Source organism: Lacticaseibacillus casei DSM 20011 = JCM 1134 = ATCC 393, assembly GCF_000829055.1.
Classification (GTDB): domain Bacteria; phylum Bacillota; class Bacilli; order Lactobacillales; family Lactobacillaceae; genus Lacticaseibacillus; species Lacticaseibacillus casei.
This window is the reverse complement of sequence record NZ_AP012544.1, coordinates 2,053,975-2,067,008: the sequence shown is the minus strand read 5'-3', so window position 1 is coordinate 2,067,008 and position 13,034 is coordinate 2,053,975. Positions and strand designations below refer to the sequence as shown.

12 protein-coding genes are annotated in these 13,034 nt (G+C 49.7%); 8 read left to right on the top strand and 4 right to left on the bottom strand.

The features are described 5' to 3' along the window. Positions 1 to 70: 70 nt before the first annotated feature. The 6 genes from LBCZ_RS10035 (at position 71) to LBCZ_RS10010 (ending at position 6,153) form a co-directional block, all read left to right on the top strand. On the top strand, positions 71 to 481 hold the full coding sequence (locus LBCZ_RS10035; RefSeq protein WP_010491819.1) for a VOC family protein: 411 nt from the start codon (positions 71 to 73) through the stop codon (positions 479 to 481). A gap of 313 nt (positions 482 to 794) precedes the next feature. Continuing rightward, positions 795 to 1,958, top strand: a complete 1,164-nt coding sequence (locus tag LBCZ_RS10030; RefSeq protein WP_010491817.1) for an aminotransferase class I/II-fold pyridoxal phosphate-dependent enzyme — start codon at positions 795 to 797, stop codon at positions 1,956 to 1,958. Between the two features lie 43 nt (positions 1,959 to 2,001). Next, the gene (locus LBCZ_RS10025) at positions 2,002 to 2,994 is read left to right on the top strand and encodes a D-2-hydroxyacid dehydrogenase (protein ID WP_010491815.1); all 993 of its coding nucleotides are present in this window, start codon (positions 2,002 to 2,004) and stop codon (positions 2,992 to 2,994) included. A 15-nt stretch (positions 2,995 to 3,009) separates the two neighbouring features. Further along, complete coding sequence (locus LBCZ_RS10020; protein ID WP_025013015.1) at positions 3,010 to 4,053, top strand: PTS sugar transporter subunit IIC; 1,044 nt, start codon at positions 3,010 to 3,012, stop codon at positions 4,051 to 4,053. A gap of 125 nt (positions 4,054 to 4,178) precedes the next feature. Then, positions 4,179 to 4,568 carry a hypothetical protein gene (locus LBCZ_RS10015; protein WP_032958671.1) on the top strand — a complete coding sequence of 130 codons (390 nt, stop codon included), beginning with the start codon at positions 4,179 to 4,181 and terminating at the stop codon, positions 4,566 to 4,568. A gap of 13 nt (positions 4,569 to 4,581) precedes the next feature. Further along, positions 4,582 to 6,153, top strand: a complete 1,572-nt coding sequence (locus LBCZ_RS10010) for a flotillin family protein (RefSeq protein WP_010491810.1) — start codon at positions 4,582 to 4,584, stop codon at positions 6,151 to 6,153. Between the two features lie 113 nt (positions 6,154 to 6,266). Here LBCZ_RS10010 and LBCZ_RS10005 read toward each other — a convergent pair whose 3' ends face one another. From LBCZ_RS10005 to LBCZ_RS09990, 4 genes are all read right to left on the bottom strand, one after another. Then, the gene (locus tag LBCZ_RS10005) at positions 6,267 to 7,160 is read right to left on the bottom strand and encodes an IS3 family transposase (protein WP_010493862.1); all 894 of its coding nucleotides are present in this window, start codon (positions 7,158 to 7,160) and stop codon (positions 6,267 to 6,269) included. After that, on the bottom strand, positions 7,157 to 7,834 hold the full coding sequence (locus tag LBCZ_RS10000) for a helix-turn-helix domain-containing protein (protein ID WP_010493863.1): 678 nt from the start codon (positions 7,832 to 7,834) through the stop codon (positions 7,157 to 7,159). Before LBCZ_RS10000 ends, LBCZ_RS10005 begins: the two co-directional genes overlap by 4 nt. 125 nt (positions 7,835 to 7,959) lie before the next feature. Next, the gene (locus LBCZ_RS09995) at positions 7,960 to 9,306 is read right to left on the bottom strand and encodes an aspartate kinase (protein ID WP_039639266.1); all 1,347 of its coding nucleotides are present in this window, start codon (positions 9,304 to 9,306) and stop codon (positions 7,960 to 7,962) included. Next, positions 9,303 to 10,502, bottom strand: a complete 1,200-nt coding sequence (locus LBCZ_RS09990) for a homoserine dehydrogenase (protein ID WP_010491807.1) — start codon at positions 10,500 to 10,502, stop codon at positions 9,303 to 9,305. The genes LBCZ_RS09995 and LBCZ_RS09990 overlap by 4 nt, the downstream gene beginning before the upstream one ends. A gap of 109 nt (positions 10,503 to 10,611) precedes the next feature. Here LBCZ_RS09990 and thrC point away from each other — a divergent pair, with 109 nt between their 5' ends. Continuing rightward, positions 10,612 to 12,123 (top strand): threonine synthase, encoded by a 1,512-nt coding sequence (gene thrC, locus LBCZ_RS09985; RefSeq protein WP_010491805.1) that lies wholly within the window; start codon positions 10,612 to 10,614, stop codon positions 12,121 to 12,123. Beyond that, a complete protein-coding gene (gene thrB, locus LBCZ_RS09980; RefSeq protein ID WP_010491804.1) occupies positions 12,089 to 12,994 on the top strand; it encodes a homoserine kinase in 906 nt (301 codons plus the stop codon). Before thrC ends, thrB begins: the two co-directional genes overlap by 35 nt. The last annotated feature ends 40 nt before the right edge of the window (positions 12,995 to 13,034 follow it).

The following is a 13,034-nucleotide window of genomic DNA, read 5'->3' as shown; positions in this document are numbered from 1 at the left end:
CTCAACTGACAAGATGGGTCGTCGTTGTGAAATATCGCGATTCGCTTAATTAAAAAAGGACGTGATAATTTTGCCAGAATACTATCCAATGCCGATGTTCGTCAAACTGCCGGTCAAGGATATCGTCAAGGCGGCCAATTGGTACCAAGACAAATTAGGCTTTCAAAAGCTTTATACGTTTAATGATCAATCGGGATCACCCATCATGATGCATATTCGTCGCGAAAGGTATCAGGATTTGATGTTGATTCAAGATAAACACGCCTCAGCTGGCAGCAGTGTTGTGATTAACTTATTAGTCAAAGGTATTGCGGCGATTGCTGAGAAGACTGAGGAACAATCAATTGTGTCACCACCGGCCCAAAAGCCATGGCAAGCAGTTGAGATGACGCTAAAAGACCTGGATGGGCATAAACTTACTTTGACCGAACCCAAGCCAAATGGGGAATCGTTTCAAGATGTCATGACAAAAGTCAAATAATTTAACTCGAATTAGTTGACAAATGCACAAGTAACCGGTAATCTTTAGCTAATCCAATTCTTAGGAGGTTCTCATGATGACGATGAAGCTGACTCAAAGCGCACAATCATTTTATTTCTGGTTTTTCAGACGCGATCTGTGAGACCAGTTACCTTTGAGTGAGCGGTCACACAGATCAAGCAATTGACTGTGTGGCTGAAATCAGGAGAATCATTCCCAATTCCTTGCCCGCAGTCACATCGACTGCGGGTTTTTGCGTCTATCGGGTTAATTGCTAAGAATACTGGCAAAAAATATTGGAGGTAGAAAAGATATGGCATTAGTTGATCGCATGAATCAGGAAGTTCGGCAGCTCAAGCCGAGCGATATTTTACAGTTTAATGCGGAAATCAGCAAAATCGACGGCATTGTCAAGCTGACGTTAGGCGAGCCGGATTTTCCCACACCGGAACACGTTAAGGCAGCGGGAATTCGCTCGATTGAAAATAATGAAAGCCACTATACCCAGAGTAAAGGGTTGCCGGGATTGCGGGCTGCAGCCAGTCACTATCTGGCTACAAAATACCAGACGCATTATGATCCGGAGACCCAGATTTTAATCACCGCGGGCGCGACTGGCGGGATTTATTCGAGTTTGACGGCGATGTTGAACAAGGGCGATACCGTAATTATCCCGACACCGATTTTCCCGTTGTATATTCCGATTGTGATGTTGAATGGTGCTAAGCCGATTTTTATTGACACATCGGCAGACGGCTTCATTTTGAAACCTGAAAAGTTACAGGCGGCGATTGAAGCAAATAAGGATACTGTGAAAGCCGTGGTGTTGAATTACCCCACGAATCCAACTGGGGTAACTTATAGTCGCGCCGATCTCGAAGCGTTGGCGGCGGTGATTAAGCAGTATGAGATTTTTGTACTTAGTGACGAGATTTATTCCGAATTAACTTACACTGGCACCCACGTTTCGTTAGGCGGAGTTTTGCCGGATCAGGCGATCGTTTTAAATGGGGTGTCGAAGTCCCATGCGATGACCGGTTGGCGCGTGGGTATCACGGCCGGGCCGGCAGATGTCATTGCCCAGGTCGGAAAAGTCAGCGAGTTCACGATGACCAGCGTGACCACGAACGCGCAACGAGCCGCTGAAGAAGCACTGAAAAATGGTATGAACGATGTGCAGCCGATGAAGGAAGCTTACATGAAGCGGCGGGACTTTTTGATCAAAGCCTTGACCGATGCTGGATTGACGGTGCCGCATCCTGATGGGGCCTTCTACATTTTTGCTAAATTACCGGAGCGCATGCATGATAGCTGGAAATTTGTTTACGCGTTGGCGCGCGAGGCAAAAGTGGCGGTTATTCCGGGTGCGAGTTTCGGTCCTGGCGGTGAAGGTTATGTGCGACTTTCTTATGCGGCGTCAATGGAAGATCTCGAACTAGCGACAGATCGCATTGCTAAGTACATGGCGAGTCATTAATGGCTAAATAGGCAAAGTAACGACAAACAACATGGAGGCAAAGATGACAAAAATTCTGATGTATTCCGTTCGTCCCGATGAGCAAGCTGCCATTGATGACTGGGTGGCCGCTAATCACATTGAGGTAGATACGAACACGGTTGAACTTGGGCCCAAGACGGTTGACTTGGCTAAGGGTTATGACGGCATTGTGATTCAGCAACACGCGGCCATTCCTGATGACGTTGTGTATCAAAAGCTGAAGGCATTTGGCTTGAAGCAGCTGACATTGCGGATTACCGGCTTTGACATTGTGAACCTTGAAGCCGCTACCGCCAACGGATTGGCTGTGACCAACGTGCCAGCGTATTCGCCGCGGTCGGTTTCCGAACTGGTGCTGGCACAAGTGATGCGGCTGATTCGCCACTTAGGAGAAGCAAGTGCCCGCGAAGCGAAGGATGACTACAGCTGGGGTGGCTTGGAAGCTGCGGAAATTCACAATCTGACCATCGGCATTATTGGTGCCGGGAAAATCGGCAGTGCGGTGGCTCGGATTTTCCGTGCGTTGGGGTCAACGGTGATTGTGAGTGACCCAGTGAAGCGGCCTGAGCTGGCGGATACGGTTAGTTATGTGGATTTGGACACGGTACTGACGACGGCTGATATCGTGACGGTGCATACACCGCTGGATGCAATCACCACCCATCTGATTGATGCAGATGCACTGAAAAAAATGAAGCCAAGCGCTTATCTCATTAATGCTGCCCGCGGCCCGATTGTTGATACCGGTGCCTTGATTCAGGCGCTGAAGGATCATGTCATTGCCGGTGCGGCGTTGGATACGATTGAAGGGGAAGCCGGTATTTTTGGTGAGGATCGTAGTCAGACTCTGGTGGACAATCCCGAACTCGAGACGTTGAAGGCGATGCCGAACGTTGAGATTACGCCACATATCGGCTTTTACACCGATGCAGCGGTGAAAAACATGATTGATATTTCGTTAGACGATGTCAAGCTCATTTTGGAAGGCGGTCATTCACCGCATCAAGTTAACTAGATTGGAGGAAAATGCATGAAACAAGACGCGAAAACGGTGACGATGAACATTTTGAATGGTTTATCTGTGGGGATCATCGTGGCGCTGGTGCCTGGCGCTATTTTGAACGCCATTGTGAAGTTGCTTTTGCCGAGCTTTCCGCAACTGGCGGTGGTGACGTATATGACCACCGCCGCCATGACCCTGTTGCCGGCATTGTCGGCGGTTTGTGTGGGGATGATCGCGAAATTTACACCGATTCAGACGAGTTCGTTGGCGTTGGCCGCGATTATTGGCGCCGGGAATTACCATTTGACCAAAACCGGCTTAACGGTTGCCGGAACCGGGGATGTCATCAATCTGGCAATTACGCTTGCGATTGGCTATTTGGTGATTTTATTGCTGGGGAATGCGTTGAAAGCCTATACGATTCTGCTGATTCCGTCGCTGGTTTTACTCATTGCCGGCGGTGTGGGAATGTTGACGCTGGGGCCGGTTTCCGGGATTACCAAGTACATCGGGGTGCTCGTGCATGACATTACCGCGTTACAACCGATCGTCATGGGCGTTTTGATGGGGATCATTTTTGCGGTTTTAATCGTGACTCCAATCAGCACGGTCGGAATTGCCACAGCCATTTCGTTAAGCGGGATCGGTGCTGGTTCAGCGAATCTGGGGATTGTCGGGGCAAGCTTTGCGCTGGCAGTTTACGGTTGGAAGGCGAATCCGCTTGGCCCGTCTTTGGCCCATTTCCTGGGATCGCCTAAAATGCAGATGGCCAATATTTTGTCTAAACCCAAGCTGTTCTTACCGATGGCGATCAATGCCGGCATTCTTGGTGGTATTGGGGCAGCATTAAACATTCAGGGTACCCCGGCCAGTGCCGGATTTGGATTTTCCGGGCTGGTGGGACCATTGGCGGCCTTAGATGCGATGAAAGCCGTAACGGTAGGCAATATTCTGGAATTGACCCTGCTGTTCTTTGTCTTGCCAATTGGATTAGCTTACATCAGTTATTTATTGTTCACCAAAACGTTACGGTATCAAGTGCCAGAAGATTATGCGCTGCATTATGACTGATCATTTTGATAAAATCGATTGTGCAAAATAAAACGCTCGTTTCGTTTTGATTGGTATAGTCTGGGAATCGTTTGCATGGTAGAATAAAAGAGACGTTTGTACTTGTTGAAAGCGAGGCGATCGGAATGGTTACTTGGTGGACCCAACAAGGATTGGGTTTACAGTTGGTGGTGGGCGTGGTTGCGTTGGTGATCGTTGCCGGTCTTTTATGGATGTTGCTCTCGTTGGTGTTGTTGCCGCTATTGGCGGTTTTACAGCGCGTTTTGTCATCGGTGGAGAACACAACGTCCATGAGCACTCAGGATTATCTGCTGGGCACGTTGACACTGGCGGTTGCCCCTGATCATACGGGCGAAGTCATGGTGACGGGTGGCGGCCGGGCGCGGCAAACTTACCCGGCTAAATTGTGGTCAGGCACGCATCGTCCACTTGAACAGGGCACCAAAGTCGTGATTATCGAACTCACAGAAGGCGTCGCATATGTTGATGAGGTCGCCGCACATAACCAACCCTAAGAGGAGGGGACGAATGGAAATTTTAGCTGATTATATGCCATGGATCATTGTGATCGTTGTCTTACTGTTGCTTTTTATTTTCTTGGCAACGCACCGCAAGACAGCGTTGCCCAACGAGGTTCTGATTATTTCCGGTGCCTTGATATCCGGCAAGCATAGCTTTCGGGATATTAACGGGAATCGGGTGAAGCTGATCACGAATGGCGGGTCGTTTATCCTACCGATTTTACAGCGCTGGGATGTTTTAAGCCTGAACACCCGCACAATCGAGGTGGCAACGCCGGAAGTTTACACGCAGCAGGGTGTTCCGATCATCGTCAATGGGACGGTTATTTTAAAAATCGGTTCTAGCCAGGAAGAAGTCGCAACTGCTGCCGAACAGTTTTTAGGCAAAAATGACGAGCAGATCAATGCCGAAGCGACGGAAATTCTCGAAGGCCATTTGCGGGCTATTTTAGGCACGTTAACGGTTGAGGATACTTACCAAAACCGGGATGCGTTTGCCGAGAAAGTTCAGGACGTGGCGAGTTCCGATTTAGCCAAAATGGGCCTGCAGATTATCTCATTTACGATCAAAGATATTGCCGACAAGAACGGCTATCTTGATTCATTAGGTAAGAAGCAGATTGCCGAGGTCAAGAAAAACGCAGCAGTTGCTGAAGCGGCCGCTAACCGTGACACGCGGATTCAGCAAGCTCAAGCCGATCAGGAAGCTAAACAGCAGGAAATCGAGCGGCAGACGCAGGTGGCGGATGCCGAACGCGAGCAACAAGTCAAAATGGCCGACTTCAAGAAGCAACAGGAAATTGCCCAGGCCCAAGCCGATCAGGCAGCGATTGTTGAGCAGATGAAGGCCAAACAGGTTCAAAAGGAAAAAGATATTGAACTGGCCCAGAAGAACGCGGAACTGCAGGAACAGGAACTGAATGCCACCGTGCGTAAACAGGCCGATGCTGACTTGTATAAGGCTCAGCGCGCGGCTGAAGCACAGAAGGCAACCCAGATTGCTGCAGCCGAAGCGTCAGCCAAGCAAGTTGAGTTGGCTGCTGAAGCAAATGCTAATGCAACTAAGGCGATCGGGGAAGCCGAAGCCGGCAAGACCCGGGCAATCGGGCTGGCGCAGGCGGAAGCAATCGCGAAGCAAGCTGAAGCGGCTCGCCAATTGGATGAATCCGGTCGCTTCAAGATGACCATCGAGGCAATGCCGAAGATTATTGAAGCTGCCATGAGTCCATACGCCAACGTTGATTCGATTAAGCTCTATGGCGACGGCGACCTCACCAAGCAAACCAGTGGCAGTTTGGTCAAGCAGTTGGATATGCTTCAGGAAGTGGCAGGCATTGACATTCGTGGGATGTTAAATGGCGCTCTTATGCATCAAGCAGGCAATCAGCCAGTGGTCGATGCCATCAAGGGTCGACACGCGGACACTGCCGAAAAGGCGCCGCAAAAACAGTCGGAAGCACCGCAAAAGCAACCGGCAGCACCAGCAGCACCGGCAACCTCCGCCGCCAAGCCGGCCGCAACCAGTCAATCGGCAGCAAGTGCACCAACAAAAGAGGCAGATAAGCCGTGGAAGAAATAGTGATGCGCCAATGTCATTAGCAACTGCGTAACGTAAAAAAAGGCTCCCGCTTCTCAGTCTGCGGTCGGCCCTGTCAAGTTGACAGATGAAATAATATAAAATTTTGGTAGCCTTTAGATGGCCTTATTCCAGTATTCTTCTGGGGTAAGGCCGTCTCTTTGTCCTGAACGGTTGTCGTGATTGAAATAGTGGATCCCGTCTTCAACGAGCTTGACGAATTCCTTGTAAGTCTTTGCCATTGGATGACGATCCATCCACCGCAGTTTAAACTCGTTCCACCAGCGCTCTATCGGTGCGTTGTCATAGGGCGTTCCCGGCCGTGACATACTTCGTGTGACTTCAAATTGGTTGAGGTAGCGGTTGAATGCCTTGGATGTATAGGCGGAACCACGATCAGTATGAATGAGCGGATGGACGTTGCCAGCGCGAGTGAAAGCGCGCTGGAAGACCTGAATCTCGGCAGCGGTTGTTTCGGTTGCACTCAGGTTGTAAGCCAACAGATTGCGGCCATAGAGGTCAAGAACGCCACTGAGGCGCATCTTGTACTCGCCGTTGATACCGTATTTCAACTCGGTTGAGTCGGCTAGCCAGACTTGATTAGGGCGTTCCACGTAGAAACATTGATTGAGCACATTGTCTTGCAGGTACTGTTCAGATTGCTTGACGCGACTATGCCGTTTTTGGCGGATCTGACATCGAATGTCAAGCTCGCGCATGACGCGACGAACTTGTTTGATCGTGATCGGAAAGTCAATCAGCTCATCTTGTTGTAAGTTGATCAGAAGATTCCCAGCACCAATGCCTTGGCGATGAAAATCAAACCAATATTGAGTCCGCTCCTTAAGCCGCCGATCGTGGACCTCCCACACTGTTTCCTCCCGCCTTAAGCCTTTGTAATAAGCTTGACGGCTGATGCCAATAACGTCCAATAACTTTGTGACAGCGCCATGTTGGCCTTGACTAACTTCTTCGATGGCACGGTAAGCTTGTCGGTGTTGTTTGATCACTCCTTGTGCTGGATTTCCAGTAATTTTTTTACAAAGGCCTCCACTAGCTCTTTGTCCTTGAGCTCAGCTTCTAGTTGACGAATGCGCAGTTTGGCCTTGTCTAATTCGGTTAGATCACGCTTGTCTTTGTGGTGACCACGGTTATCTACCAGCGTCTCATAACCGCCTTCGCGAGCCTTGATCACCCAAGACCGTGCCTGTTGATAAGACACATCAAAATGGGCTGCCGCTTCAGTATAGGAGTGCTTACCCTTAGTGACATATTCAACGACTTTAATGCGTTCTTCGAAGGTGGTTGTACGACTCATGGTGGGGACCTGCTTTCTAGACGGTGAAGCCGTCAAAGATTGATGATCCCTATTATACATGGCTATCCATCTTTGCAATTGTGTTGATGAGCGCAGACCAAATTGCATCGTGACTTCGGCTAATGACCCTTCACCACTGAGATAAGCAAGTACTGCTTCAAGCTTTTGTTCCTTGGTATAATGTTGATTCTTTCGAGCTTCCTCTAATCCCTTAATCCCATCGCGTTCATAGCGCGCCTGCCAACGTTGTAATGTGCGATCACCAAGACCGTGTTGACGGGAGAAACTACTGATACTTATATTCGAATGTCTGAACTCCTCCAATATGAGTAACTTTTCTTGAGCTGTATGCTTAGATCTGGGCATAGAAAATCCCTCCATGATCATCAGATGAATTATGATATTTCATCTGACAACCATAAAGGGATTATCGCAGTCATTGAACTGGGAAGCAGGAGCCTTTTTTGATAGGTTAGTCAATACCATCTACCTCAAGCAATGCCTTCAATATAAGGTGCTGGGCGGTGGAAATTCTGGTGAATACTGCTGTAAATGACGCGAACGGCTTTATCATAGTCTTTGTCGTTGACGCCGATCAGTAAGTTGATATCGTCGTTGGTTTGACTGACCAACTGGACATTTAACAGGTTGTCATCCAAATACGCAAGCACTTTGCCCGCAATCGCCGGTCGTTTTCGCAATTGACGGGAAACCATCGCAATTAAGGCGACATTTTCAGTGACTTCCAGTTTATCCGGTTGACAGGTGGTTTTAATTGCTGCCGTTAACTCACGAACCGAGATTTGGTGGCGGGGTTCTCGAATCAACAAGCTGAAGCTGTCGATGCCGGTTGGCAGGTAGTCAACGACTAGATGATGGGCAGCAATGACGCCCAATGCGCGTTGAATGACTTCCAAGTGTAAAGCAAGCTGGTATTGACGAATAGTAATGACGAGATAATGTTTTCGCCCAGCAATGCCGGTGATAATGCGCAGCTCGTCGCTGGGGTCGTCATCATGAATGATCAACGTTCCCGGATCCTGGGGTGCATTGGTATTGAGAATGCGAGTTGGAATTTTACATTCACGAACCGGCTGGACGGCTTCTTCCTGAAACACGCTAAAGCCCATATAGGTCAATTCGCGCAACTCATCATAGCTCATCACGTCAATACTGTCGGCATCCTTGATAATGCGCGGATCCGCCATTTTAATGCCAGACACATCAGTCCAGTTTTCATATAAATCTGCCTGAGCCAACCGTGCTAACCATGCGCCGGAGATATCCGATCCGCCACGGGGCATGAGTTGAACATGCCCGGCTTGATTCTGTCCGTAAAATCCGGGGATGACCAAGCCGTGATGCTTAGGAAGCTGGCGATAGGCTGCCTGGGTTTTGGCCTCATCAATGGCGCCGTTTTGATCAAAAAAGAACAAGTCGGCGGCATCCACGAAGGTGTAGCCCAGATACGCTGCCATCAGCCGAGCAGTTAAAAATTCGCCGCGGGATACCAGATAATCGCGCGAATAATGCGTGGCAAGCCGATGACGGATCGTGTTCATTAACTTGATTAAAGGCACGTGTAACTGTAATGCGTGATTGATGGCTTCCAATCTGGCCTCTACCTGAGCAAACATCTGCGTCACATTGCGGCCGGCTTCGATGCCGTCTGCAATGAGATAGAGGATGTCTGTGAGTTTTTGGGTGGCCGGGCCATATTTACCGGCGGCGCTGACGACCACAAGCTGACGCTGGGGATCCTGATCGATAATGGCTTTGACTTTTTGAAATTGATCGGCGGTGGCAACGGAACTGCCGCCAAATTTTGCGACTTTCATCCGATGACCTCCTGATCCAATTGCTGTTTGACATCGCGCGCGACGAGTTCGCTGTCGCCAATCGCCGCCATGAATGCATGGGCATCAATTGCCAAAACGCCGCGCATGAGTCGATGCATTTCGCCGACCGGGATTTGTTTAATCAGCAGCCGGTGATCGATCACTTCAGTTTGCTTGTCGTTAAACATCGCAAAGGTTAGCGGATCAGCCCGTAACAGATAATCGGCAACACTGAGGTCAGAATCAAATTGTAAGGTTTGCTTGAAGTCGCGTTTTAGATGGGTGACCTTTTCCAGAATATCGAAAAGATCCTGAACAATCGCGTTGGCCGTCGGGTATTTGCCGGCGCCTTGGCCATAGAACTGTAAATCGCCAATGGTTTGGCCATGCAGGCGAATGAGGTTGAAGTTTTCAAAAGTATTTGCAGCTAAAGCGGTGGCTGGATAAAGCCGCGGCTCAACGACCATACTGTAATGATCACCGATTCGTTTGCTTTTACCGATTAAGCGCAGCACTTGGTGGTGTTTGGCGAAAAAGTCGATGTCGGCTTTGATGACGTGCCGGATGCCAAACTTAGGCACATCACGCGGCGGTACCATATTGTAGGCCAAAGCCGCAGAGATTTTGAGCTTGTTGACAATGTCATCGCCGTCAATGTCGGCACTCGGGTCGGCTTCGGCATAGCCCATATCCTTAGCCGCCAGCAGGACAGGATCGAAATCCAGGTGGGCACGTTGCATCTGGTCTAAAATGTAATTGCTGGTGCCATTAAAGATGCCTTCGATTGTATCGACCTGATCAATCCGCGCGGCCCGTTCCAGATTACGGATCCAGGGAATGCCACCGCCAGTCGTTGCTTCAAAATAAAACCGAACATTGTGTGCTTCCGCGGTCGCAATAAATTCAGGCAGATAACGGGCCACAACCGCTTTATTGGCGGTGACGACATGCTTGCCATGGCGCAAGGCCCGGAGAATATAATCGTGAGCGGGATGCAGCCCGCCGATTGCCTCCACCACCACATCGATAGAAGGATCCGCAAGAATGGCATCGAAATCAGTTGTCATCTCAGGCATGGTGGCAGGGTGGGTTGGGCGAATAAAAATCGCAGTGACCCGCATTCGGCGATCACCATTCGCAACAATATCGTAAACGCCGCTACCGACAGTACCAAAACCTAAGATGGCAATATTCATATTTCTCAGCTCCTTGTTTATAAAATATAGACACTTGTTTTTCTAATGCGAACAGATTATCATATCCATATCGTAAAAACAAGTCGGATCAGATAGGAGAATCGTTCACATGCGATACACGAGCACACGGGATCAACGAATAACCAAAACCAGCCAGCAAGCCATTAAGCAAGGTATTTCCGAAGAAGGCGGCTTATTCGTTTTGCCGCATTTAACGGATTATCGGATTGCGCTTCAGGATTTACTGGGAGCAGATTATGAAACGATCGCTCAGCATGTTCTCATGACCCTGTTGCCTGATTTTAACACTGCTTCATTGAAAAAAGCGATCCATTTAGCATATCGACAAAATTTTTCCGATGAACGCATCACGCCGATTCGGAATGTCGGTGATTTTCACGTGCTTGAATTATTTCACGGTCCGACCAGTGCTTTCAAAGACGTGGGGCTGCAATTATTGCCGCAATTGATGCGGTTAGCTCTGGATCCGGAAGATCGCATTATGATTCTGGCGGCGACCAGTGGCGATACCGGCACCGCGGCCCTGCAGGGATTCAAAAATGTGCCGCAAACCGGCATTTCGGTTTTTTATCCCGATCATGGGGTTAGCCCGATTCAGGAGCAGCAGATGCTGACAACAACTGGTAGGAATACGCGGGTGTTCCCGATTGCCGGTAACTTTGACCAAGCGCAGAGTGCGGTCAAAGCGTTGTTTACCGATACGGGTTTTGCAGCACGCTTGCAGGCAGAACAGGTTACGCTGTCGGCGGCGAATTCAATTAACATTGGCCGGCTGATTCCACAGGTGGTTTATTATTTTGCCGCTTATCTGCAACTGGTCAACAGCCATGCAATCCAGTTAGGGGAACCGGTTAATTTCACGGTGCCGACCGGAAACTTTGGCGATGTACTGGCTGGTTTTTATGCCAAGGCACTGGGCTTGCCGATTCATAAACTGATTGCTGCGGCTAATGCAAATCGCGAGATCGCGGATTTTCTTGATACTGGCATCTATGATCGCAATCGGCCGTTTTTAAAAACCGTTGCCCCAAGTATGGATATTCAGATTTCAAGTAATCTGGAACGCCTGCTATATTATAAGAGCGGCGAAGATAGTGCCTACGTGGCCATGCTAATGAAAGATCTGGCGAAAACAGGACGCTATCGAGTCCGTTCTGATGTGCTGGCGGCGATTCAAGCTGATTTTGCCGGTGGTTTTGCGACTGACGAACAAGTAGCAGAGGCGATTGCCACAGTCTGGCAGCAAGATGGCTACTTAATGGATCCACACACAGCAGTCGGTTACAGTGTGATGCAACAATATCGGGATACGGGTGATACCACGCCGAATGTTTTGTTGGCCACAGCGAGTCCTTACAAGTTCCCGCGTGCGGTAACTAAGGCACTTGACTTGCCGATTTCAGGCGACGATTTTTCGTTGATGACGCAACTACAACAGGTGAGTGGCGTTGCGATTCCAGCAAATCTGGCCCGTCTGGCAACGATGACGCCTCAACCGAAACACGTGGTTGCACCAGCAGCAATGGGCGCCGCCATTCTCAATGCGGCAAAGGAGGTTTTCGATGATGATTCGCGTGTCCGTTCCGGCAACAACGGCTAATTTAGGCGTTGGTTACGATGTGTTGGGCATGGCCCTTGATCTCAAATCTCGGTTCACTTTTGAGCCGAGCACCCAAAAGCTTGAGATCATCGGTGACGGGGATGCTTTCGCTAACCCGGAAAATTTAATTTATCGCGCCTTTGTCACGTTTGCGAATGCGATTCGTCAACCGGTTCCCAACTTACGCATCACCGTTGACTCGGATGTTCCCAGTGCGCGTGGATTGGGTAGTTCGGCGACGTGTGTGGTCGGTGGCCTCGCTGCGGCGAATGCCTGGTTTCATGCCGACTGGGATGAAGCCGCCCTTTTGAAGTTGGCCACTCAGCTGGAAGGACACCCGGATAATGCGGCGCCTGCCATTTATGGACAGGTCTGTGCGACTGTTTTGGCGGGTAATGAACCGATTGTCCGGCAGTACCCCGTCAGCCAACAGCTGCATTTTGTTACCTTGATTCCGCCATACGCGGTTAGCACCGAAGAAGCACGCAATATTTTGCCGGCAACCATGAGTTATGCGGATGCGGCTTATCAAATGGGCCGCTGCGTTTTGATGACCCGTGCATTGGTGGATGGTGATTTATCGCTGTTACGCCAGGTGGCTCAGGATCGGATGCACGAGCCGTATCGCGCGACGTTGATTCCGGATTATCAGGCAGCGCGCGAGGAAACGGCCGCACACGACGGGATCTTATTGATTTCCGGTTCGGGATCGACCATGCTGGCCATTGTTGGCGATGCCGCCGGAGCCGAACAACTACAAAAGGCAGCCGCACAACGGTGGCCGGAATGGCAAGTGCGGATCGTGACGCCAAGTGAACAAGGTGTACAGGTGGTAAAAACGGGGGAACTTTCAAAAAAAGTCGAGCATTGAAGCTTGGCTTTTTTTTACGCGCCATAATTGAGTTTTCTAC

Excerpts from the sequence above, each read along its gene's own strand:
- LBCZ_RS10030 (WP_010491817.1), top strand. The coding sequence starts at position 795 with ATGGCATTAGTTGATCGCATGAATCAGGAAGTTCGGCAGCTCAAGCCG.
- LBCZ_RS10025 (WP_010491815.1), top strand. The coding sequence starts at position 2,002 with ATGACAAAAATTCTGATGTATTCCGTTCGTCCCGATGAGCAAGCTGCC.
- LBCZ_RS10020 (WP_025013015.1), top strand. The coding sequence starts at position 3,010 with ATGAAACAAGACGCGAAAACGGTGACGATGAACATTTTGAATGGTTTA.
- LBCZ_RS10015 (WP_032958671.1), top strand. The coding sequence starts at position 4,179 with ATGGTTACTTGGTGGACCCAACAAGGATTGGGTTTACAGTTGGTGGTG.
- LBCZ_RS10010 (WP_010491810.1), top strand. The coding sequence starts at position 4,582 with ATGGAAATTTTAGCTGATTATATGCCATGGATCATTGTGATCGTTGTC.
- LBCZ_RS10000 (WP_010493863.1), bottom strand. The coding sequence starts at position 7,834 with ATGCCCAGATCTAAGCATACAGCTCAAGAAAAGTTACTCATATTGGAG.
- LBCZ_RS09995 (WP_039639266.1), bottom strand. The coding sequence starts at position 9,306 with ATGAAAGTCGCAAAATTTGGCGGCAGTTCCGTTGCCACCGCCGATCAA.
- LBCZ_RS09990 (WP_010491807.1), bottom strand. The coding sequence starts at position 10,502 with ATGAATATTGCCATCTTAGGTTTTGGTACTGTCGGTAGCGGCGTTTAC.
- thrC (WP_010491805.1), top strand. The coding sequence starts at position 10,612 with ATGCGATACACGAGCACACGGGATCAACGAATAACCAAAACCAGCCAG.
- thrB (WP_010491804.1), top strand. The coding sequence starts at position 12,089 with ATGATTCGCGTGTCCGTTCCGGCAACAACGGCTAATTTAGGCGTTGGT.